Origin of the sequence: Sphingomonas sp. FARSPH (assembly GCF_003355005.1) — a bacterium.
Taxonomy (GTDB): domain Bacteria; phylum Pseudomonadota; class Alphaproteobacteria; order Sphingomonadales; family Sphingomonadaceae; genus Sphingomonas.
The window spans coordinates 562,280-584,040 of sequence record NZ_CP029985.1 but is presented as its reverse complement, the minus strand read 5'-3'; the positions used below and the strand labels follow the sequence as shown (position 1 = coordinate 584,040).

25 protein-coding genes and 1 pseudogene are annotated in these 21,761 nt (G+C 67.4%); 16 read left to right on the top strand and 10 right to left on the bottom strand.

Features of this window, described 5'->3' with window-relative positions; all coding sequences use genetic code 11:
• Positions 1-93 precede the first annotated feature (93 nt).
• On the bottom strand, positions 94-864 hold the full coding sequence (locus tag DM480_RS02940) for a M15 family metallopeptidase (protein WP_115377478.1): 771 nt from the start codon (positions 862-864) through the stop codon (positions 94-96).
• 48 nt (positions 865-912) lie between these two features.
• Between DM480_RS02940 and DM480_RS02935 the strand changes: the two genes are divergently transcribed.
• From DM480_RS02935 to DM480_RS02915, 5 genes are all read left to right on the top strand, one after another.
• Positions 913-1,560, top strand: a complete 648-nt coding sequence (locus DM480_RS02935; protein WP_115377477.1) for an RluA family pseudouridine synthase — start codon at positions 913-915, stop codon at positions 1,558-1,560.
• Positions 1,560-1,955 (top strand): alternative ribosome rescue aminoacyl-tRNA hydrolase ArfB, encoded by a 396-nt coding sequence (gene arfB, locus DM480_RS02930; RefSeq protein WP_198665884.1) that lies wholly within the window; start codon positions 1,560-1,562, stop codon positions 1,953-1,955. Before DM480_RS02935 ends, arfB begins: the two co-directional genes overlap by 1 nt.
• 46 nt (positions 1,956-2,001) lie before the next feature.
• On the top strand, positions 2,002-2,484 hold the full coding sequence (locus DM480_RS02925) for a GAF domain-containing protein (RefSeq protein ID WP_115377475.1): 483 nt from the start codon (positions 2,002-2,004) through the stop codon (positions 2,482-2,484).
• A gap of 152 nt (positions 2,485-2,636) precedes the next feature.
• On the top strand, positions 2,637-3,743 hold the full coding sequence (locus DM480_RS02920) for an RcnB family protein (protein ID WP_115377474.1): 1,107 nt from the start codon (positions 2,637-2,639) through the stop codon (positions 3,741-3,743).
• 205 nt (positions 3,744-3,948) lie between these two features.
• Positions 3,949-4,251: a hypothetical protein gene (locus DM480_RS02915; RefSeq protein ID WP_115377473.1), complete on the top strand. Its 303-nt coding sequence runs from the start codon at positions 3,949-3,951 to the stop codon at positions 4,249-4,251.
• 31 nt (positions 4,252-4,282) lie between these two features.
• Here DM480_RS02915 and DM480_RS18420 read toward each other — a convergent pair whose 3' ends face one another.
• From DM480_RS18420 to DM480_RS02900, 6 genes and pseudogenes are all read right to left on the bottom strand, one after another.
• Positions 4,283-4,435 carry a hypothetical protein gene (locus DM480_RS18420; protein WP_232834219.1) on the bottom strand — a complete coding sequence of 51 codons (153 nt, stop codon included), beginning with the start codon at positions 4,433-4,435 and terminating at the stop codon, positions 4,283-4,285.
• A 16-nt stretch (positions 4,436-4,451) separates the two neighbouring features.
• Positions 4,452-4,571, bottom strand: a pseudogene (locus DM480_RS18415) (histidine kinase); the annotation flags it as partial.
• A 73-nt stretch (positions 4,572-4,644) separates the two neighbouring features.
• Positions 4,645-5,037 carry a hypothetical protein gene (locus DM480_RS18680; protein ID WP_269801930.1) on the bottom strand — a complete coding sequence of 131 codons (393 nt, stop codon included), beginning with the start codon at positions 5,035-5,037 and terminating at the stop codon, positions 4,645-4,647.
• Positions 5,038-5,150: 113 nt separating this feature from the next.
• Positions 5,151-6,473: a M20/M25/M40 family metallo-hydrolase gene (locus tag DM480_RS02905; protein WP_115377472.1), complete on the bottom strand. Its 1,323-nt coding sequence runs from the start codon at positions 6,471-6,473 to the stop codon at positions 5,151-5,153.
• A 59-nt stretch (positions 6,474-6,532) separates the two neighbouring features.
• Entirely contained in the window at positions 6,533-6,697 is a 165-nt protein-coding gene (locus DM480_RS18055; RefSeq protein ID WP_157968759.1) for a hypothetical protein, read from the bottom strand.
• A gap of 142 nt (positions 6,698-6,839) precedes the next feature.
• Positions 6,840-7,295 (bottom strand): universal stress protein, encoded by a 456-nt coding sequence (locus tag DM480_RS02900; protein WP_115377471.1) that lies wholly within the window; start codon positions 7,293-7,295, stop codon positions 6,840-6,842.
• A gap of 109 nt (positions 7,296-7,404) precedes the next feature.
• Between DM480_RS02900 and DM480_RS02895 the strand changes: the two genes are divergently transcribed.
• The 11 genes from DM480_RS02895 to DM480_RS02845 all read left to right on the top strand — a co-directional run bounded on the left by DM480_RS02895 (position 7,405) and on the right by DM480_RS02845 (position 16,210).
• A complete protein-coding gene (locus DM480_RS02895; RefSeq protein ID WP_115377470.1) occupies positions 7,405-8,751 on the top strand; it encodes a pyruvate dehydrogenase complex dihydrolipoamide acetyltransferase in 1,347 nt (448 codons plus the stop codon).
• A 22-nt stretch (positions 8,752-8,773) separates the two neighbouring features.
• Entirely contained in the window at positions 8,774-8,968 is a 195-nt protein-coding gene (locus DM480_RS02890) for a hypothetical protein (RefSeq protein ID WP_115377469.1), read from the top strand.
• Positions 8,969-8,972: 4 nt separating this feature from the next.
• On the top strand, positions 8,973-9,371 hold the full coding sequence (locus DM480_RS02885; RefSeq protein WP_115377468.1) for an acyl-CoA thioesterase: 399 nt from the start codon (positions 8,973-8,975) through the stop codon (positions 9,369-9,371).
• Positions 9,371-9,811 carry a hypothetical protein gene (locus DM480_RS02880; protein WP_115377467.1) on the top strand — a complete coding sequence of 147 codons (441 nt, stop codon included), beginning with the start codon at positions 9,371-9,373 and terminating at the stop codon, positions 9,809-9,811. The genes DM480_RS02885 and DM480_RS02880 overlap by 1 nt, the downstream gene beginning before the upstream one ends.
• Before the next feature lie 4 nt (positions 9,812-9,815).
• On the top strand, positions 9,816-11,222 hold the full coding sequence (gene lpdA / locus DM480_RS02875) for a dihydrolipoyl dehydrogenase (protein ID WP_115377466.1): 1,407 nt from the start codon (positions 9,816-9,818) through the stop codon (positions 11,220-11,222).
• Between the two features lie 113 nt (positions 11,223-11,335).
• Positions 11,336-12,751 carry a hypothetical protein gene (locus DM480_RS02870; protein ID WP_198665883.1) on the top strand — a complete coding sequence of 472 codons (1,416 nt, stop codon included), beginning with the start codon at positions 11,336-11,338 and terminating at the stop codon, positions 12,749-12,751.
• A 64-nt stretch (positions 12,752-12,815) separates the two neighbouring features.
• Positions 12,816-13,169 (top strand): DUF3140 domain-containing protein, encoded by a 354-nt coding sequence (locus DM480_RS02865; RefSeq protein WP_232834098.1) that lies wholly within the window; start codon positions 12,816-12,818, stop codon positions 13,167-13,169.
• A gap of 99 nt (positions 13,170-13,268) precedes the next feature.
• The gene (locus DM480_RS02860) at positions 13,269-14,618 is read left to right on the top strand and encodes a TldD/PmbA family protein (protein WP_115377463.1); all 1,350 of its coding nucleotides are present in this window, start codon (positions 13,269-13,271) and stop codon (positions 14,616-14,618) included.
• Entirely contained in the window at positions 14,611-15,405 is a 795-nt protein-coding gene (locus DM480_RS02855; protein WP_115377462.1) for an inositol monophosphatase family protein, read from the top strand. The genes DM480_RS02860 and DM480_RS02855 overlap by 8 nt, the downstream gene beginning before the upstream one ends.
• A gap of 182 nt (positions 15,406-15,587) precedes the next feature.
• The gene (locus DM480_RS02850; protein WP_017978775.1) at positions 15,588-15,734 is read left to right on the top strand and encodes a lmo0937 family membrane protein; all 147 of its coding nucleotides are present in this window, start codon (positions 15,588-15,590) and stop codon (positions 15,732-15,734) included.
• A 113-nt stretch (positions 15,735-15,847) separates the two neighbouring features.
• Positions 15,848-16,210 carry a response regulator gene (locus DM480_RS02845; protein WP_115377461.1) on the top strand — a complete coding sequence of 121 codons (363 nt, stop codon included), beginning with the start codon at positions 15,848-15,850 and terminating at the stop codon, positions 16,208-16,210.
• Positions 16,211-16,245: 35 nt separating this feature from the next.
• Here DM480_RS02845 and DM480_RS02840 read toward each other — a convergent pair whose 3' ends face one another.
• The 3 genes from DM480_RS02840 to DM480_RS02830 all read right to left on the bottom strand — a co-directional run bounded on the left by DM480_RS02840 (position 16,246) and on the right by DM480_RS02830 (position 21,652).
• On the bottom strand, positions 16,246-17,049 hold the full coding sequence (locus DM480_RS02840; protein ID WP_115377460.1) for a LytR/AlgR family response regulator transcription factor: 804 nt from the start codon (positions 17,047-17,049) through the stop codon (positions 16,246-16,248).
• Positions 17,046-18,158: a sensor histidine kinase gene (locus tag DM480_RS02835; protein ID WP_115377459.1), complete on the bottom strand. Its 1,113-nt coding sequence runs from the start codon at positions 18,156-18,158 to the stop codon at positions 17,046-17,048. Before DM480_RS02835 ends, DM480_RS02840 begins: the two co-directional genes overlap by 4 nt.
• Before the next feature lie 110 nt (positions 18,159-18,268).
• Positions 18,269-21,652 carry a TonB-dependent receptor gene (locus DM480_RS02830; RefSeq protein ID WP_115377458.1) on the bottom strand — a complete coding sequence of 1,128 codons (3,384 nt, stop codon included), beginning with the start codon at positions 21,650-21,652 and terminating at the stop codon, positions 18,269-18,271.
• Between the last annotated feature and the right edge of the window lie 109 nt (positions 21,653-21,761).

Here is a 21,761-nt window from a genome sequence, read left to right as displayed (position 1 = left end):
CCCGTCCTGATGCGGTAACGCCCTGAGGGTCCTGGCCGTACTTCCCGGACGGGCCCACCCCCTTAATATCTCCCGCGAGCGGGAGGGAGTTGGTTATCGTTTCCGGCGGGTCTTCTTATCCCCGGTCGCCTTCGGCGCCACCCAGACCGGCACCGTCACGAACGCCACTGGGGTCACCCGATCGATCACGATGGTCGGGTCGATCGCGGGATCGGCCGGAAACAGGTCGCGCGCTTTGGTGAAGACGAAGCGTGCGCGCGCCGCGCCCGGCGTCGCGGCGGTCGCGCCGACCCAGCGCCAGTGCCACGGCTCCCACTTCACCTGCTGCCGATTGCCGCCGGGGAAGGATAGTTCGAATCCGAAGCGCGGCGCATGCGTGAGCAGCCAGCGCGCGGCCGGCGTCACGGCCATGCACGCTTCCGCATCGGGGCAGCCGTTCGCGGGCCGCACCGCGAAATCGATCGCATAGCCCGTCGCATGCTCGCTGTGGCCAGGCGGCGCGACGGAGATCGCGCGTTCGGCGGCGTTCTGCGTGCCGCCGCGGCAGAAGACCTCCGCCTGGCGCAGCACCGAGCGGTGGCAGGATAAGGCGAGGATGCGCCCCTTCACCGCCGGATCGTTCTGTGCCGCGGCGATCATGCGCTCGAGGTCGGGCAGCATGTCCTTGTGCACGCGGCAGCCGCGCACGGCATAGTCGACCGGAACCGGCACCAGATCGTCCGGCGGCGCATCGCCGTACGACAGATGACCGAAGACGCGTCCGCTGGCGGAAAGCTGCGTCTGCGCCGCGGCACATATCTGCGCGTCGGCGGGCGCGCCGAGCAGCACCGCGGCGAATAAGACCGGAATATACGGAAATCGCATTGCTGGCGGCTCTGGCGCGAAGCGGCCCGTGATGGCAAGGGCTCGCGCATGCATGGCGACAAGGTTCTTTTCATCGACGGCGAAGCGCTGGTCATCGACAAGCCCGCCGGATTGCCCGTCGATCCGCCGCGCGACGGCAGCCTAAGCCTCGAAAACCATCTGGAATCGCTGCGTTTCGGGTTCCAGCGCTGGCCGCAGGCGGTGCACCGGCTGGACCGCGACACCAGCGGTTGCCTGTTGCTGTCGCGCAATCCGAAGGCGCATGCGCGCTTCCAGCAGGCGTTCGAGCAGGGGCTGGTCGAGAAACGCTATCTCGCGGTGCTCGCCGGTGTGCCGCAGGGTCAATCGGGGACGATCGACCTGCCGCTGGGCAAGGTGTCGACGCGCGAGAACGGCTGGCGGATGGTCGCCGATCCCAAGGGGAAGGCGGCGCGCACCGACTGGCGCGTGATCGCGACGGACGCGGCGGGGCGCGCGCTCGTCGAGTTCCGCCCGGCGACGGGGCGCACGCACCAGATCCGCGTCCATGCCGCGACCGGGCTGGGCGTGCCGGTGGTCGGGGATCTGGTGTATGGCGCGGGCGAGGCGGGGGGCATGCTGCTCCACGCCGCCGAGCTGGTCGTGCCCCGCGGCAGCAAGGACCCCATCCGCGCCGAGGCGCCGCTGCCCGCGCGGTTCGGCGACTGGGCGTTGTGATGCAGGTGCCGGAGGAGGCGATCGAGGAACGTTTCCTCGCCGCCTCCGGCCCCGGCGGCCAGAACGTCAACAAGGTCGCGACCGCGTGCCAGCTGCGCTGCGACGTGCTCAAGCTGGGGCTGCATCCCGAGACGTGGCGGCGGCTGAAGGTGATCGCGGGCAGCCGACTGGCGAGCAACGGCCAGCTCGTCATCACCGCGCGCCGATATCGCACGCAGGAGGCGAACCGCGCCGATGCGCGCGCGCGGCTGATGGAGATGCTCGCCAAGGCGGAGGAGCGCGAGGCGCGGCGGGTGAAGACCAAGCCGTCGAAGAGCGCGAAGGCGAAACGCGTCGATACCAAGAAGGGCCGCGGGGTTGTGAAAGCGGCGCGCGCGAAGGTGCGGATCGACTGACGGACGCCTCTGGGATTTGGTCGCGGTCCCGCCTACATCGCCACGTATGTACCAGTTCGACATCGCCGCCGGCAGCAAGGCCGCGCTCTACCACGATCTCGCCGCCGCGCTGGACGCGCTGACCGCGGACGAGCCCGATGCGATCGCCAATATGGCGAACGCTGCCGCGCTGATCTGGCAATATCTGCCCGACCTCAACTGGGCCGGATTCTATCGCAATGTCGCGGACGAGCTGGTGCTCGGCCCGTTCCAGGGCAAGGCGGCGTGCATCCGCATCCCGTTCGGAAAGGGCGTGTGCGGCACCGCGGCGCAGAGCCGGACGACGCAGGTCGTCGCCGACGTCCACGCCTTTCCCGGCCACATCGCCTGCGACGCGGCGAGCCGTTCCGAACTGGTCGTGCCGATCGTCCATGACGGGCGCCTGATCGGTGTGCTCGACCTCGACAGTCCGGTGCCCGACCGGTTCGACGCGGAGGATGCGGCGGGGTGCGAGGTGCTGATGCAGCGATTGGCCGCGCGCATCGCCTGATCGTCCGTCGGCCAAGACGCTGACCCGGAACGGGACAGCCCGCGCGCTTCCGCCGGAGGACCCGCCTTGGTAAGCAACCCGTTAAGGGTTGCGGCGTTGCGCAGGCGTAACGTCGAATCGGCGGTGCTGGACGTGCGACAGGGAGAACGGGGATGCTGAGGGTGGTGCTCGCGGGCGGGATGCTGGCGATGGTCGCGACAGGCGTTGCGGGCGCGCAGCAGGGCGTGATCGTGCATCGTCCGGGCATAGCGCCCGGTATGGCCGTTCCGGGTGCGGTGCCGCCGACAATGGTTCCGCCGCCGCCGCGCGTCGGCTATACCGGGCGGTGGGGCAGCAAGGTGGGCGGCCGCTGGTGGGGCGGCGTCAATGCGCCCGGTGGCTGGAGCGCCTATCGCCGGCCGGTGCGCGGCTGGATGCTGCCCGCTTACTGGCATGCGCCGCGCTTCTACGTCAGCGACTGGTCGACGTACGGTCTGGCCCAGCCGCCGCAGGGCTATACGTGGGTCCGCTATTACGACGACGCGGTTCTCGTCGACGGGCGCGGAGCCGTCTACGATAGCGTCGATGGCGTCGACTGGGACCGCTACGATGCGGGCGGTTACCCGCAGGACGCCGCGGTCTATGCCGATGACGGCGGCCAGGAAGGCTATTATGGGCGCCATTACGACGCGCGCGGCTATCGTCGCGACAATGGCGTCGGTGGCGCTGTGGCGGGTGCCGTCGTCGGCGGCGTTGCAGGCAACCTCATCGCCGGCCGCGGCAACCGCCTGGGCGGCACGCTGATCGGCGCGGGCGTCGGCGCGGCGGCGGGCTATGCGATCGACCGGGCGGACGATCGCGGTCGCGGCGATTATGGCGCGCGCTATGGCCGGCCGGGCCGCATTCCGGTCGCGCCGGACTATCCGCCGCCTCCGCCTCCGGGCGCCTACGCGCCGCCACCTGTTGCCTATGCGCCGCCGCCGCCACCGCGTGCCTATACGCCGCCGCCTATTGCCTACGCACCGCCTCCGCCGCCGGCGTGGCGTTCCCCCGACGGCACCACGACCGTGACCACGACAAGCGGCGGCGGATACGCCAGCGGCGGCTATTATTATCCGGGGGCGAGCACGACGACCGTCGTCGTGCAGACGCAGCCGGTCGTGACCACGACGACGACCGAAACGTACGAGGATGCCGTCGTCTATCCGCGTCGGCGCGTGGTGGCGCGCGGCAAGATCAAGCGCGTCTGGCGCCCGGCGCCAAGCTGTCGCTGCCATTGACCCGCAGCGTCGGCGCGATGGGCGCCGCGCCACCGTCGCCAAAGAGGCCGTCCTGCCGTGATGGGGCGGCCTTTTCGGTTTTCGGCGTTGCCGCGGCACTCGCTCACGCCGCCGCGTGCCGGTTAACGCTCGATATGGACCTTTTCATGCTTGCATGCGTCGAAGCGCGATGATCTTGTAGCTCGTCAGACAAGGGAGACATCGCATGCGCGCCTTGATACTGGGCTTCTGTCTTGCCTTTCCCGGCACCGCTCTTACGCAGGCCCTGCCGACGCCGAGCCGGCCGGTCGATCTGACGTCGCACGGCCTGCCGTCCACCGATCGTTCCTGGTTGCCGGGTGTGGCGCCGGACACGCGCGATACGCCGACGACCCGGCGGCAACGGATCGGCTGGATCGTCGCGCTCAAGGCGGAAGCGATGGCGTTGCAGGCGCGCGACGGCGGCAAGCTCACGCCCGACCATCGCGCCTATATCCAGCGCCGACTGGCGCGCTTCCTCGAAAGCTGAGGCGCGACCAGGCCGGGCGTGACGCGGGGCGTCAGATCGGCGCCTCGATCCTGAACACCACCCCTTCGGGCAGATAGGCGATCGCCGCGCTCGCCACCTCGTCGCGCACCAGCAGTTCGTGCGCCGCGCGCAGGCTGGCGATGCGACCGGTGATCGCCGCGCGCATCGGCCAGCGTATCGGCATCGCGCAACCTCTGGTTGACCACCGCACCGACCGTCGCGAGCAGGTTCTTGACCCGATGCGTCAGCTTGCGCGCCAGCACCGCGCGATGTTCCTCCGCGAATTTGCGGGCGGAAATGTCGGTCGGAAAACCCGACATCGCCAGCGGCGTGCCGTCCGCGCACCGCTGCAACCGGGCCTGGATGTGCATCCGGCGCTGTTCGCCCGCGGGGTCAGGAGGCGATATTCGATGTCGTAGAGCGCGTCGTTTTCGATCGTGTCGGCGATCGCGGCCCGGACGCGCGCCACATCGTCGGGGTCCCGTGCGGCCAGGAGTTTCTCGTGCGGGAAATCCTCGTCCTCCGGGCGCCAGAAATTGCGCAGGCAGCTGGCCGAGGCGGTCGCCGCACCGCGGGCAGGTCGAGCGTCCACGTGCCGAAGCCGCCGGCCTTCAACGCCATGGTCAGCCGCGCCTCGCGCTCCGCGATCTTCACCGCCAGCGCCTCGCGATCCTCGATCTGCTCGCGCAACCACTGCCGTTCCAGCGGCACGTCGAGTTGCTCGCGCCGTGCGATCGCGTCGCGGATGCGGTCGATGTCGGCGGGATCGGTGAGCGGCCCCTGCATGAAGCCGCCATTGCGCCCGACGACCTCGCCGACGGCGAATCAGGTCAGCGATGCAAAGGCGGCATTGGCGAACACGATGGGATTGTCGGGAAGCGGACGATGGCGGCCCGCCCTTATCGTCGGGTCGCCCGGCCGCCGAAGGTCACCAGACTTTCCGACCCGTCGGCGCCGACCGCGGACACGCCGATGAAACTGTCGTCGACAGGCACCTGCGTCAGCGTCGTCTGCGTTCCCGTCACGTCGCGCGCATTGCTCCACGTCGCACTGTCGTTGGGCCGCCAATGGACGCGGTAGCGGACCGCGCCCGGTACCGCAGGCCACGACACCTCAGTATCGCGCGACAGGTCGCCCGACAGCGTCACCGTATCCGGCGCGGCGGGGGCGGCCGCGAGGCGGGCGATCGTCGCGACGTTGATCGCGGTCACCTTGGCCAGATAGGCGAAGTCCATCCGGTCGATCGTGTCGCCGTAGACAACCCCCTTTTCGGTGCGCAGATCCTGATGCTGGGCGTCCCAATTTTCCGCGCCCACCGAAAAGCGTACCGCGGGATAGCCGCGCTTCAGGAACGGTTCGTGATCGCCGCCGCGGCCGAACCGGTCCGGCCGCCGGTCGACGACGACGTCGAGGCCGCCGGGGATGCCGGTCGCGATACCGTCGATCGCCTTGGCGAGTGCGCGGCTGGGGCCATCGTCCTCGCCGCCATCACCGCGCCGGCGCATCTGTTGCGGCAGGTCCTCGACCGCGCGGATCCCTTCCGAGAAGACGCGCACGCGGCCCGCGTCGACCACGCCGCCCTGGCCAATTGTGTTGCCGACGATGTCGTTGTTGAGCATCGCGGTGATGCGCCAGCCGCGCTGTTGCGCGGTGTCGGCAAGCAGTTCCGCCCCCCACAGGCCCTGTTCCTCCGCGGAGAAGGCGACGTAGACGATCGTCGCATCGAACCGGCGTTTCGACAACAGGCGCGCCGCCTCCAGAACGAGCGCGACGCCGGATGCATCGTCGTTGGCGCCGGGCGCGTCGCTGGTCGCGTTCATCACGTCGGTGACGCGGCTGTCGATATGGCCGCCGACGATGACGACGCGGTTGGGATCGCGGCCGCGCTGGATCCCGAGCACATCCTGGACGACGACGCCTGCCGGCGCACGTGGTCCCGTGAAGCGGCGTTCGATCCGCTCGACGGTGATGCATCCGCCGCAATCGCGGCCGATCGCCTCGAATTGCTGGGCCGCCCATGTGCGCGCCGCGCCGATGCCGCGCTTCGGATCGGTCGCCGACGACAGGGTGTGGCGCGTGCCGAAGCCGACCAGCGATGCGACGCTCGCCTTCAGGCGGGTGGGGCTGGGGCGATCCGGCGCAGCGGCGCGATCAACCGCGCGATCTGCGGCGGAGGGTAGCGGGTGAGCGACGGCGGCGGCGAATAAAAGGATGGCGATCATGCCTCAAGGCATGACCGGATTTCCCCGTCAGCTCAAGCCGCAAGGCGGGTTGCGATCAGTCAGTGGACGCAGACGTCGTGCGGCACGCCCTGCAACTGTTCAATGACCCCGCAAATCTGCGCAGCGGGGACGCTTGCTCCGAGCAGGTCAAGCAAATCGAGAGCCTCGCCGAGCAGGGCGAGCAGGTGAGCGTGTTGATGAGGCTGCATGGCGGGGCAGATCATAACGCCTTCTTATTAAGTAATAGTATATATTAGCCGAAAGCCGCGCGCTCGACAAGGGTACACTCTGGCACCGTCGACCCATTCGCACTAATCTATGTTAAGTACTTACGGCAACAGGTATCTTTCGGGTTGGTGCTGTCAATCAGCTCAGCCGGTCGATCGCCTCGGGACTGAGGGAGCCGGGAACGATCATGACCGGCACGGGCAGGGTGCCGGCATCGGTGCCCGCGAAATGGCTGACAAGCTTGCCCGGTGCGCCGCTCGCCGCTGCGCCGAGCACCAAAGCCGCGACGTCCGGATTGGCGGCGATGATCTCGCGGATGATCTTTGGCCCATCGCCCTCACGCACGGTGATCGCCGGCTTCAGCCCCGATTCCGTCATCAGCGTGCCGGCCGCCGTGCTGACGAGGCCCTCGGCATGTAGCCGTGCCTCTTCCTCGATCGTCGCCTGCACGCCGCCGAAGGCGATGAATTCCTGCGGTGGGATCAGCGTCAGGATTTCGACGCCGCCGCCGGTCTTCACCGCACGGCGCGCGGCGAAGCGCAGCGCGATCTCCGCTTCGGGGCTTTCGTCGATCACCACCAGATAGATGCGCATCTCGCCCCCCGTTTTCCGTTACGTGACGCTTGGGTCGGGCGAGTGCAAGGGTTGACCCTGCGCGTCAGGGGCGCAAAGGAGCCTCCACTCCCCAGGCAAGAGGACCTGCATGTCGATCGAGATCAAGATGCCCGCGCTGTCGCCGACGATGGAGGAGGGCACGCTCGCCAAATGGCTCGTCAAGGAAGGCGATACCGTCAAGTCCGGCGACATCATGGCCGAGATCGAGACCGACAAGGCGACGATGGAGTTCGAGGCGGTCGACGAAGGCACGATCGCGAAGATCCTGGTCGCCGAGGGCACCGATAACGTCAAGGTCGGCGCGGTGATCGCGATCTTGGCCGAAGAGGGCGAGGATGCGTCCGCCGTCGAGGCGCCGACGAAGAGTGAGACGCCGCAGCCCGTCGACCCCGCTTTCAAGGGCAGCCCCGACCCGGCCGATCCGAACAAGACGGGCAGCGAGGCGAAGCCCGCCGAGCGCAATGTGGCCGAGGCGGAGGATCATGGCCGCCCCGCGGCGCAAACGGGTTCGCCGGCATCGGGCGACCGCGTCAAGGCGTCGCCGCTCGCGCGCCGCATCGCCGCCGACAAGGGCATCGACCTCGGCGGCATCGCCGGCTCCGGGCCCAATGGCCGCATCGTCAAGGCCGACGTCGAGGGCGCCAAGCCCGGTGCCGCCGCTCCGACCGCTAGGGTCGAAAGCGCGGCGCCCGCCGCCGCCCCTGCTGCGCCTGCGTCGGCCGCAAAGCCCGCCGCTGTGCCGGACATCCCGCACGAGGCGACGAAGCTGTCGAACATGCGCAAGACGATCGCGCGCCGCCTGACCGAATCGAAGCAGACCGTGCCGCACATCTACCTGACGGTGGATATCCAGCTCGATGCGCTGCTCAAGCTGCGTGGCGAATTGAATGCGTCGCTGGAGAGCCGCGGCGTCAAGCTGTCGGTCAACGACATGCTGGTGAAGGCGCTGGCGCAGGCGCTGATCGCGGTGCCCAAGTGCAATGTCATGTTCACGCCCGACCAGTTGATCCGCTTCAAGCGCGCCGACATTTCGGTTGCAGTGTCGACGCCATCGGGCCTGATCACGCCGATCGTCGTCGGCGCCGATACGAAGAGCCTGTCGGCGATCTCCACCGAGGTGAAGGACCTGGCCGCACGCGCCAAGGAGAACAAGCTGGCGCCGCACGAATTCCAGGGCGGCACCGCGTCGATCAGCAACATGGGCATGTTCGGCATCAAACAGTTCGAAGCGGTCATCAACCCGCCGCAGGGGATGATCATGGCGATCGGCGCGGGCGAGAAGCGCCCGTACGTCGTCAATGGCGAGCTGGCGGTGGCGACCGTGATGTCGGCGACGGGCAGCTTCGACCATCGCGCGATCGACGGCGCGGACGGTGCCGAGCTGATGAAGGTGTTCAAGGAGCTGGTCGAGCGTCCGCTCGGCATGCTCGCCTGACCCGGATAGGCTGGCGGCGCGGATGCGCACCCTCGTCGAGCTCCTCCACATCCTCGCCGGGCTGATGGCCGCGGCCTTCATCACGGCGGCGGCGGCCTGGGCCTATCCGCTGGGGCGCGAGGTGATCTGGTGGTGCGGGGCCGGCGCGATGGCGGTGACGCTCGTCATGGGTATCAAGCCGCTGCGCCGCGCGCGCGCGGTCGACAGGAAACGGTGACAGCATGACCGACCCCATTCCCGCCGCGCTGCCGGCCGACGCGCCGACGATCCGCGTCTCGGCGATGCCGGCGGACGCCAATGCCTATGGCGACATCTTCGGCGGCTGGCTGATGAGCCTGATGGATTCGGCCGCGGGCCTCGTCGCCGCGCGCCGCGCGCAGGGGCGTGCGGTGACGATCGCGATGGACGGCATGCAGTTCCACGCTCCGGTCCATGTCGGCGACGAGGTCTCGGTCTATGCGCGCCTGCTCAAGGTCGGTCGCACCTCGATGGCGATCGCCGTCGAAAGCTGGGCGCGCGACCGCCATGGCGAAGAGGTGCGCAAGGTGACCGAGGCACGCTTCACCTTCGTCGCGATCGACGACCATCGCCAGCCGCGGCCCGTGCCGCCGCAGGCCTGATGACGATGCGTGCGGCCTTCGCGCTGATCGCAAGCCTGATCGTCGCGGCCTTCGCAGGTTCGGCGATGTTTTTGGTGCTGAATGGCGATCTCGGCATCGTGAGGTTGCCGAAGCTGCTCTTAGCCATGCCCGTGATGGGAGCGATCGCAACGGCGCCGGGTTGGGTGATCGCGGTACTCATCTTCCTGCCGATCGTCACGCACCGGGCCGGCCGAAAGCCAATCACGCCGCGAGTATATTACCTGCTCGCCCTGGCGGTTGGGAGCGTGGCAGCATTGGTCAGCCCTATTGGCGCCCTGTCGATATCGTCCGATGAGGTTGGTGCGATCTTCCCTGTCCTTTTGGCGTGTGGCGGCATCTGCGGACTGAGTTTCGCGGCCTGCTGGCACGTGCTTGTACTGAAACCGCTCGCGCGTCGCCGCGGGCTATCTTGGGAATAGTTTCATGGCTGACACCTATGACCTCATCGTCCTCGGCTCCGGCCCCGGCGGCTATGTCGCGGCGATCCGCGCCAGCCAGCTCGGGCTGAAGGTCGCGATCGTCGAGCGCGAGCGGCTCGGCGGCATCTGCCTCAACTGGGGCTGCATCCCGACCAAGGCGTTGCTGCGCACGTCGGAAATCTACCATTATATGACCCACGCCGACGCGTACGGGTTGAAGGCGGACAATGTCGGGTTTGACCTCGGCAGGATCGTCGATCGCAGCCGCAAGGTGGCCGGCCAGCTCAACGCCGGCGTCAAGGGGCTGATGAAGAAGAACAAGGTGACCGTGGTCGAAGGCTTTGGCACGGTGACGGGCGCTGGTAAGTCCGGGGGCACGCTGTCGGTCAAGCAGGGCGACAAGACGGTCGATCTCGCTGCCAAGCACATCCTGATCGCCACTGGCGCGCGCGCGCGCGACCTGCCCTTCGCCAAGACGGATGGGAATCGCATCTGGACGTATCGCCACGCGATGGTGCCGCCGGTGATGCCGACCAAGCTGCTGGTCATCGGATCGGGCGCGATCGGCGTTGAATTCGCGAGCTTCTACAACGACATGGGCGCCGACGTGACGATCGTCGAGATGCTCGACCGCATCCTGCCCGTCGAGGACGCCGAAGTCAGCGAGTTCATGACCAAGGCGCTGACCAAGCAGGGCATCAAGATTCTGACCAAGTCGGGTCTCGAGAAGCTGGAGCCCGGTTCGAACGGCGTCACCGCCGCGATCAAAGGCGCGGACGGCAAGGTCACCTCGACCGAGTTCAGCCATGCGATCGTCGCGATCGGCATCGTGCCCAACACCGAGAATATCGGGCTGGAGGCGCTGGGCGTCGAGACGGATCGCGGCCATATCAAGGTCGACGGTTTCGGTCGCACGAACGTGGAGGGTATCTACGCGATCGGCGACGTCACCGGCGCGCCGTGGCTGGCCCACAAGGCGAGCCACGAAGGCATCGTGTGCGTCGAGAAGATCGCGGGCGAGGACCCGCATCCGTTCGAGACGTGGAACATCCCTGGCTGCACCTACAGCCGCCCGCAGGTCGCCTCCGTCGGCCTGACCGAGGCGAAGGCCAAGGACGCCGGCCACGAGGTGAAGGTCGGCAAATTCCCCTTCATCGGCAACGGCAAGGCGATCGCGCTCGGCGAAGCGGAAGGCTTCATCAAGACGGTGTTCGACGCCAAGACCGGCGAATTGCTCGGTGCGCACATGGTCGGCGCGGAAGTGACCGAGCTGATCCAGGGCTATGTCGTCGCGCGCCAGCTCGAGACGACCGAACACGAGCTGATGGAAACGGTGTTCGCGCACCCGACCTTGTCCGAGATGATGCACGAGAGCGTGCTCAGCGCCTACGGCCGCGCGCTGCACTTCTAGGGCGGGGAGCAGTCGCGGGTGTCGGACCGTCCTCACCCTTCCGCGGCTCCGCCGCTCCCTCCCTTTCCCGATGGGAAGGGTGAGGGCAGGGCGCGCCGATGCGTGTTGCGTGCATGAGCCTTCCCCGCTTCACCGCCGGCACCGCGCGGATCGCGGCAGGCATGGCCCTGCTCTTCCTCGCCAGCATCGCGCTATTCTGGCCGGGCTACGTTCAATACGACAGTCTCGGCCAGTATAGACAGGCGCTGTCGGGCAGTTACGAGGACTGGCATCCGCCGGTCATGGCGCATCTGTGGGCGGCGTTCGGTCCGCATGGGCAGGCGCCGATGATGCTGGTGCAGCTGGCCGGCTATTGGATCGGCTTCGGCGCGCTGATCGTCGCGCTCGCCGCGACCGGGCGGCGGCGCGCCGCACTGGCGCTGCTCGCGATCGCCTTGTGGCCGCCGCTGCTCGGCTGGCAGCCGGTGGTGCTCAAGGACACGCAGATGCTGGGCGCGATGCTGGCGGCGACGGGCCTCGTCGGCTGGTGGCGGCTGCGCGCACAGCCGCTACCCAAGGCGGCATGGGCGGCGGTCGCCATCCTGCTCGGCTATGCGGTGCTGGTGCGCGCCAATGCCGTGTTCGCGGTGGTGCCGTTCGCCGCGATGCTCGCGCGGCGGCAGACGGGGGTGCCGCGTGCGCGAAACGCGATCTTGGGTGTGGCGGGAAGCTTGCTGGCGATCCTGATCGCCATCGGCCTGTCGTCCCCGATCAACCACGATCTGCTCGGCGCCTCGCGCAGCGGCGTCGAGCGGACGCAGCCGACCTACGATCTGGCGGGGATCGCGGTGAGGAGCGGCGCGACCGATGCCGGCCTGTCGCCCCGGTCGATCGCCGCGCTGCGGCGCAAAGCGTGCGTGCGTGCGTATTTCTGGGATCCGCTAGGCGAGGAGCGTCGCTGCCAGGGTGACGTCGCAGGCCTTGCGGCGCTGTCGCCGGCGACGCTCTATGCGCGTTGGGCGCTCGCCGCGGTGCATCACCCGCTCGCCTATGCCGCGCACCGCCTCGCGCACCTCGATTCCACCGATCGCTGGCTGGTGCCGCATCGCTGGCCCGGTGCGGAGCCGCCCGCCTCGAACGAACCCAATACGCTCGGCCTCGAGGAGCCCGGCGAGGCGGCGCAGCGCTGGCAGCGGCTGGCGGCGGCATTGACCGACCTGCCGCCCGGCTGGCCGGTCGTGTGGATCGTCGTCGCGCTCGCCGGGCTGGTGCCGGCGTTGCGGCGCGACGACGGCGCGGGACGTCTCGCCGCCGCGCTGTTCGTGTCCGCGCTGGCGCTGGAGGGCAGTTTCGCAATGCTCAGCATCGCGTCCGACCTTCGCTATCATCTGTGGTCGATGGTCGCGACGGCGATCGGTTGCGTGTTGCTCGGGCGCATGCGCTGGCGGCCGGCGATGGTCGTGCTGCTCGCGCTCGTGCTGCTAGCGGGCGTCGCGGCACGGCTGGTCCTGCCCGTACCGCCGCAAAGCTATGCCGGGATGCTCGGCTGACGCCCCGGCAACCGCATCGTCCTGGCCGGCGTTTCCCCGCGAACATCCATCTGGAGAGACACGCGTGACCGAAACCGACCAGCACGACGACATCTATCGCGACTTCCGCGACGCGGTGAACATGGCGCCGACGGCGCTCGAACGCTTTCTCGAGACCAACGACAGCAAGCGGGTCGGCTGGAAGGGCGAGGATGGCGACGGGGGCGGCGAGAGCGTCGGCCACAAATCCGGCCGGCGCATCGTCGCGATCAAGCACAAGCATAAGGCCGATCTGACCGACGACGATTATGCGCATATGAAGAAGGTGGTCGGCTACGTCCGGCGCCATCTGGCGCAGGGCGGACCGAAGCAGGACGTCGCGCATAGCGACTGGCGCTATTCGCTGATGAATTGGGGCCACGACCCGCTGAAGGATTGAGCGGCATGGCCAAGCGCCCCGATCCCGCATCGCGCGGCCGCCCTTTATGCATGCACGGCGGCCTAGCATCCGCCCTACCACGCGCTTAAGTCGTACCGCATGCTGACCCCCGACCAGGCGCGCGAACGCGCCGCAGATATCGTTGCCCGTGCCCGCTCCGCCGGCGCCGATGCGGCGGATGCCGTCTTTGCCGCCGATGCCTCGCTCGACGTGTCGGTGCGCCTTGGTGCGGTCGAGGATGTCGGCCGCTCCGAAAGCGAGGAAATGGGGCTCAGGGTCTTCGTCGGGCAGCGCACGGCAAGCGTGTCGACGACCGACCTTTCCGCCGACGCGATCGCGACGCTGGTCGAGCGGGCGGTCGCGATGGCGCGCGAGGCGCCCGAGGATCGCTGGGCCGGGCTCGCCCCCGCCGAACGGTTGATGCATGGCGCGCCGCCTTTGCTCGATCTGGACGACGGCGGTGCAGCGGGGCCAGCGGACCTGAAGGCGCTCGCGCTCGAGGCGGAGGATGCCGCCCGCGGCGTCGCGGGCGTCACCAACAGCGAAGGCGCCGGCGCGAGCGCTTCGCGCTCCGTCTGGGCGCTCGCCACCAGCGCCGGGTTCGCCGGCGCCTATGCGACCACCGCGTACAGCGTCTCCGCGAGCGTGCTGGCAGGCGACGTCGCGGGCGGCATGGTGCGCGACCATGCGCACCATATCGCGCGCCATCGCCGGCATCTGGAGCCCGCGCGCGAGATCGGCCGACGGGCAGGGGACCGCGTTGTCGCGCGCGTCAATCCGGGTCGCGCCGCGAGCGGGGCGATGCCGGTGGTGTTCGATCCCCGCGTCGGCGCGTCGCTGCTTGGCCATTTCTCCGGCGCGATCGCCGGGCAGGCGATCACGCGGCGCACGAGCTTCCTGCTCGACGCGCTCGGCACGCGCGTCTTCGCCGACGGCGTGACGATCTGCGACGACCCGCATCGCCCGCACGGGCTGCGCTCGCGCCCGTTCGATGGCGAGGGGCTGCCCGTCTCGCCGATGCAATTGGTCGCGGACGGCATGCTGGAAACGTGGCTGCTCGACAGCGCATCGGCGCGCCAGCTGGGTCTGGAGCCGACCGGCCACGCGGCGCGGGGTGTCGGCGGCGGGCCGGGCGTCTCGCCGAGCAACCTGTATATCGCGGCCGGTGCGCTGCCGCCGGCGACGCTGATCGAGGACATCGCGAGCGGCGTCTACGTCACCGAACTGATCGGGCAGGGCGTCAATCCGGTGACCGGCGATTACAGCCGCGGCGCGGCCGGTTTCCGCATCGAAAACGGCGTCGTGACGACCCCGATCGCCGAATTCACGATCGCCGGCAACCTTCGGGACATGTTCCTGGCGCTGACGCCGGCGAACGATCTGGAGTTCCGCTACGGCACCAACGTACCGACGTTGCGGGTCGACGGGATGATGGTCGCGGGTGGCTGATGCCCGCGCCGACCTGACGCGCGCCGTCGCGAACGTCGCCGCAGAGGCGGGGCAGATGGCGCTCGCCCGGTGGCGGACCGATTTCCGGCGTTGGGAAAAGACGCCGGGCAGCCCGGTCTGCGAGGTCGACCTCGACGTCGATGCGATGCTGCGCGTGCGCCTCGCCGCGTTGCTGCCCGACGCCGGCTGGCTATCGGAAGAAAGCGTGGACAATGCCGATCGCCTGGGCTGCGCGCGCGTCTGGGTGGTCGATCCGATCGACGGGACGCGCGACTATATCCGCGGTCGCGACGGCTGGGCGGTGTCGGTCGCGCTGGTCGAGGACGGGCAGGCGACGATCGGCGTACTCGACGCGCCCGCCCGGCGCGAACGCTGGTGCGCGACCGTCGGAACGGGGGCCTGGCGCAACGGCGTGCGATTGCGGGCCGGCACGCGCACGTCGCTGCCCGGCGCCCGCGTGCCGACGGATGCGCTGCCCAAGGCGGATCGCGACCTGACGCCGGTGCACAAGCCCAATTCGATCGCGCTGCGCATCGCGATGGTCGCGGCGGACGAGGCCGACCTCGTCGCGACGTTGCGCTGGGGCAACGAATGGGACATTGCCGCCGCGGCGCTGATCGCGGCAGAGGCGGGGGCGGGCATCGGCGATGCCTTGGGCATGCCGTTGCGGTTCAACACGGCGGATGCCCGCGCGTTCGGCGTACTCGCCGCGGCGCCCGGCATCCACGACGCCGCGGTCGATCGCCTCGCCGCGCGCGCCAGGACATTGCTGGGCGATCCTGCGTAATCTTCTGCTGACGTGGGAACGTGCCGGCACCGCCTCCGATCCAGAATCGCCGGCGATGTCGCGCAAAAACCCAAAGCTAACCGAGGTTTAGCAATCGTCGCGGAACATAGCACGGATGCGTAACGTTTTGTTGCCACGCGAGGGCGGTAGACGTCGTCGCATGTTGGAAGGGGACCTGAACCATGCTCTGGACGATCGCCGTCATCCTGCTCATCCTGTGGCTGCTGGGCTTTTCGCTGCACATCGCGGGCGGGCTGATCCACATTCTGCTCGTGATCGCGATCATCGTCGGTCTGATCCAGTTGTTCACCGGCCGACGCGCGCTTTGACCCGTGACGACGATGGCCCGCGCGCAAGGCGGGCCATCGCAGTTAACGACCGGTTGAGGACGATAACGATAAGCGGATCGGAACGTGATTTTGGTCAGAATGGTTGTATTGCCATGACCACTGCCCCCCGTCCCCGCATACTCGTTGTCGACGATCAGGCCCTGCTCCGGGTCCATGCCAATCTCGCGCTCGAAGAGGCGGGCTTTGCCGTCCTCGAGGCATCCGACGCGCAGGAGGCGCTCGACCTGCTCGAACGCGAGCCAAAGGTAGTGGCGGTGTTTACCGACGTGCGGATGCCGGGTGACGTCGACGGGCTGGCTCTGGCACACAGGCTGCGGGCGGATCGGCCGGAACTCAAGATCGTCGTGACATCGGGGGCCTGCCGCATCCCGGACGCCGATCTGCCGCCGGGCGGCGTGTTCGTCGCCAAGCCCTATACCGCGGCGCAGATCACGCGGGTGCTCGGCGAGCGCTGAGGAGGCGGCGGGGCGAGTCCGCCCCGCTCGCGCAATCAGTGGACGAAGCGCGCGACGACGTCGCGATAGCTGCGGCTGACCTTCACACTGGCGCCGGAATCGAGCACCAGGAAGCATTCACCGTTGGTATGCGGCTTCACCTGCTTGACCAGGTCGAGATTGACGATCGTCGAGCGGTGAACGCGCTGGAACCGGCGCGGGTCGAGCCGCTTTTCGAGATCCTTCATCGTCTCGCGCAGGATCAGCGTGTTGTCGCCGGTGTAGATGCACATGTAATCGCCCGCCGCATCGATCCGCTCGATCGTGTCGACGTCGACGCGGAAGATCTGGCCGCGATCCTTGATGTTGATGAGCTTTTCGAACCGGTTCGCCGCGACGCCGTCACTCCCGCCGTCGGCGATGTCCGCCGCGGCTTCGGGCGCGTGCTCCGCCAGCACTTCCTTCAGCTTCTCGACCTCCTCGACGCCGCGCTTTTCCGAAAGCCGCTGGCGGACGCGGTCGAGCGTGTCGGCGAGGCGGGCTTCCTCGACAGGTTTCATGAGGTAATCGACCGCCTGCGCCTCGAACGCACGCAGCGCGTGGTCGGAATAGGCGGTCACGAACACGAACAGTGGCGGTTCAACCTCCATCAGGCCCTGGACGACGGAAAAGCCGTCGAAGCCGGGCATCTGGATATCGAGGAAGACGAGGTCGGGCTTGTGCGTCTTGATCGCCCGGATCGCCTCGCGTCCGTTGGAGCATTTCTCGATGATCTCGACATCATCGTGCGCTTGGAGCCGGAGCTCCAATCCCTGGATCGCGAGCGGTTCGTCGTCCACCAGGATCGTTCTGATCGTCATGCGGCCTCTCTACTGACATCGTCGAGCTGAAAGGGAATCTCGATATCCACCGAGAACCCGCCAGCCGGCGTGGTACGCGTCTCGAAGCGGTGGTCCGGGCCATAGGCCTGCACCAGCCTCTCCCTGATATTGGTGAGACCCACGCCGGTTGAAAGGCTGGGCATCACGCGCGTTTCGTGCAAGCCCGGCCCGGTGTCGGATACGCCGATCTGCACCCGGTCCCCGGCCAGTCGCACGCGCACGCAGATTTCGGCACCTTCCTCCTGCGGTGTGACGGCATATTTGATCGCATTTTCGACCAAAGGCTGGAGCAGCAGCGAGGGCAGGCGCGCGCGTTCGGCGCGCGGATCGATGTCGAAGATCGGGCGCAGACGCTCTTCGAAGCGCATCTTCTCGATCTCGAGGTACAGCTTCAACGTTTCGACCTCCTGCGCGACCGTGACATGGGCGGTGGGCTCGTTGGCGAGCGTATAACGCAGGAAGGACGACAAACGGCTCAACATCGCGTTCGCACGCTCCGTCTGCTTGAGCAGGACGAGCGTCGAAATCGAATTGAGCGTGTTGAATAGGAAATGCGGATTGAGCTGGTAGCGCAGCATCGCGAGCTGCGCCAAGGATGCCTGGTTCTCCAATATGTGCATCTCGTCGATCTGCTGTTCGACGATCAGGTAGAAATTGATGCCGAAATACAGCGCCGACCAACCGGTGAGCACGATGAACGCGACAAAGATCGCGCCGAACAGCCCGACGATCGTCACCGCCGCACGGTCGTCGCGTACCAGCGAAAAGGCGATCGACACGATCAGCGCGTAGAAGACGACCGCGCCGAGCAGGGTGAGCACGGTGAGCAGCACACCGCCCAATCGCGGCAGCGAGCGGTAATAGCCGTAGAGCGTCGAGAGCAGCAGCGTGATGCAATAGCCGACGATCGCCTCGACGATGACAGGGATCACCGCCTTCACCGACAGGTTCGACAGCGTCGAGGCACCGCGCAGCAGCAGATAGCCGGTCCACCCGGCCGCCTGCAGCGTCCAGAAGGCGCGGGCCTTGTCCTCGAAGAAGGGGCGTACGTTGAGCGCGGGGCGCTGCGGGGCGGGAAGGGTCGCCATGTCGCGCAGCCCTCTACACCGGCGCGGGCCGGTTCGCAAAACAGAAGGGCCGCCGTTCCGGATGGAACGGCGGCCCCGAGCTTTCGACCGGATCGGTCGTCAGGCGATGCTTAGAACGAGAAGCGCGCGCCGACGCGGATCAGGTAGAGCGAGTTGGCGGTGTTCACCACCTGATCCTGCGGTGCCTGGTACGAGCTGTACCGATACTGTGCGCACTGCGTCGCCGCCGAGGTCGAGTAGGCCGCATTGGCAGCCGCGGCATTCTCGACGCCGTTGGTCGCCGCCGCTGCCGCCTGGAGGCACTGCACGCGGATCACCGAGGCCGTGTAGGGGAAGCCGAGCTGGCGCAGGCCGCCCCAATTGTGGTTGATCAGGTTCGGCAGGTTCTCGATGTCGCCGAAGATCGACAGGCGCGACTTGCCGATGAAGGTCGGCAGTTCCTGTTCGACGTGCAGATCGATGCGCGTGAACGCACGGCTGCGGGCGATGTTCTTCGGCGCGACCTTGCCGCGATAGTCCTTCAGCACGGAACCGGTGATCAGGCCTTCGAGCGCGGTCTGCGTCGCAACGCTATCATAGACGACGCGGCTGTCGGCCGCACCGGTCGGCACGTACAGCAGGAAGGCGTTGTTGTTGCCAGTCGTGCCGAAGGTGCAGGTGCGGTTACAATTGCTGACGCCCGGAGGCGCCGTGTCGATCATCGTGTAGCTATAGCGACGGCCCGCGCGGGTTTCGCCGAACAGCTGGAACGTGGTCTTGTAGTCGCCGAAGAAGGCGTGGTCGAAGCCGAGGTTGTACTTGAACGCCCAGGTCGTCTCGTCGTTCGACGTGCCATAGGCCGGGAAGTTCGGATCGGCCTTCGCCGCGTTCGAATAGAGCGAACCCGGGGTCGACGAGGTCGCCGGGCTGACGTCCTTAACCCACTGGCGGGCGTAGCTGCCGCCGAACGACAGGCCCCAGTCGAACTGCTTGTCGAAGCGCGCCACGAGGATGTTCGAAACACCGCGGCTGTCGTTGTACAGCAGGTAGTCGGCGTTGTTGTCCGCCGTCTGCGTACCGGCACCAGGTGTGGTCACGAACGTGTAGCGCGGACGCCCATCGGGCAGCACGCCAACGACGCGCGAGCGCAGGTCGGTGAAGCTGACGCCCTGGATCGTCTTGGTGTGCAGATAATCGAGGCCGAAGGTGAAGCCGGCCAGGGTGTAGTCGGCCGACAGGTTGAGCTTCATCACCGACGGCGGGCGGAAGTTCTGCGACAAGGACGAGGTCGAGGCGGTGAGCAGCGACCCGGTGTTGGTCGACAGATAGGTGTTGACGACGCCCGGAATGCTTGTGCCGGTCACGCCGTTGAGCGCGGTGGTGCAGACCGAGGTGCCCGACGGATTGCCCGTCGCGGTGTTGAACGGCGCGGCGCAGCCCAGCGTGGTGAAGCCGCCGTTGGCCGCCGTCGGGAGGGCGAGCGAACGGTTGATCGTGAAGCCGTTCGAGAGCACGCCGGTGTTCGAATAGCTGTTTGACAGATAGATATCAGGCGAACCGCCGCCAAAGACCGCTGCCGTGCCGCGGACGCGCAGATGCGTGTCAGGCTTCCAGTTGAAGCTCAGGCGCGGCTGGAAGTTGTCGAGGCCCTTGTAGGTCTGCGTGTTGTAGAAGCCGAAGCGCGAGAAATAAGCATTATTCGCAGCGACGGCCGAGCGCATGCCATACAGGTCGTACCGCACGCCATAGGTGAAATCGAGGGTGTCGGTGATCGACCACGTGTCCTGGATACCGAACGTCCACTGGTCATACTTGAAGTTGGACGTGACATCGCGCGTGTTCAGCGACACGGCGTTGGCGTAGGACAGGCTGGCGGCGTTGCGGTTCTGGAAGTCGGCGAGGGAGTCGAAATAATAATTGCCCGCCGAATTCTGCAGGAAGAAGTTGGTGGTCCGGTTGCGGTTGTATTCCGCCAGGATCTTCACGTCATGACCAGCAGTATTGTAGCGCGCCTGGATCGAGCCGCCCCACGTATCAAAGAACAACTCGTTCGATTGGCGGCTGTTGTCTGGGCCGAATACAACGACTGGATTGTTGCCGCAGTTCGTGATGCTGTTGGCAACGCCGCCGACAGTGGCATTGACGCTGGTAGGGTCGGTGCAGACGCGGAACTGGGCGAAGCCGAGACCGTTGAGCGGCGCCTGCGTGACGAGGTTGGACTTGTAGAGGAAGCGCGCTTCTGTCGAGAACTGGTCCGTCCAGTCGGAGTTTAGCTGCGCGATACCGGCGCGCAGAAGGACGCTACGCTGGTAGTCGTTCGACGCGAGCCCAAGCGACGGGCTGGTATTCGAGATGCTGTTGTTCGGCGCGTTGGTGCTGGATTCGTACGCATTGATATACGACAGCGACAGTCGCTGGCCGGTCGTAATGTTCCAGTCGATCCGACCGACGATCTTCTCGTCCTTCTGCTGGTTGAGCGAGACGACGCCACCGGCGTTGTAGTTGTAGACGTTCTGCGCAATGCTCTGCACCTGCGCCACCTGCGCGGCGGTCAGACCGGGGACCTGGCCGATGCTCGAAACAGCGAGCGCACGCGGATCGGTGTTGCGCTCCGCGGCGACCATGAAGAACAATTTGTCGGCGATCAGCGGACCGTCGAGTTCGACGCCGTAGGTCTTTGAGTTGTACTTTGGCTTGACGAACAGGTTTGACCCGATGCGGTCGCCCTGCATCGTATCGCGGCTTTCCGAATAAAAGCCAGTGCCGTGGAACTCGTTGGTGCCCGACTTGAGCACTGTGTCGATCGCGCCGCCCTGGAAATTGCCTTGGCGGATGTCGGCCGGCGCAATCGAGACCGAAAACTGGCTGATGCCGTCAAACGGCACGGGGCCGCGGCCGGTCGGATTGGCATCGGAGTTCAGGCCAAAGTTGTCACCAATCTGCACGCCGTTGATGGTGAAGCGGTTGAAGCGCGGATTGACGCCGGCGAAGCTGACCGCGCGGCTGTTCGACAGGTCGAGCGTGGCGAGCGGATCGCGGCGCTCAAGGTCACGGACGTCACGGTTGACCGAAGCGACCTTGCGAATGTCGGTGGCGGTCAGAACGGTACGCAGCCCGCCCGAGATATTGCCGGCGCCCGCAATCGACGAGGCGCGCACGACGATGTCGCCGCCCTGATCGCCACCGGCCGCGGCCAGTTCGACCGGCAGATCGAACGCCTGCTGCGCCACCAGGTTGATGTCGGTGACCGTGGTCGAACCCTGCGGGCTGGTGATCTCGACGCTGTAGGGGCCGCCGGGGGCGAGGCCCGCCTGGCTGAAGCTGCCGTCCGTTGCCGTCGTCGTTTCGGTGCGTGCGCCGGTGGCGGTGTTCGTGGTCACCACCGTCGCGCCGGCGACCGGCGCGCCGGCGACGGTCACGGTGCCGCGGACGACCGACGTCGTCTCCTGCGCGGACGCGGCCGCCGGTGCGATGAGCGCGACCGCAGCCACACCCAGGAAAAGGTTGTTTCGCATCGAAGAATGTCCCCTTTTGAGCTTTGTGCTCGGAATCGCGGCCAGCATGTTTGCCGTCGCTCGCGCCCTTGCGCCGGGGATATTTCTGTTCTGTGACAATGGCGAGTCG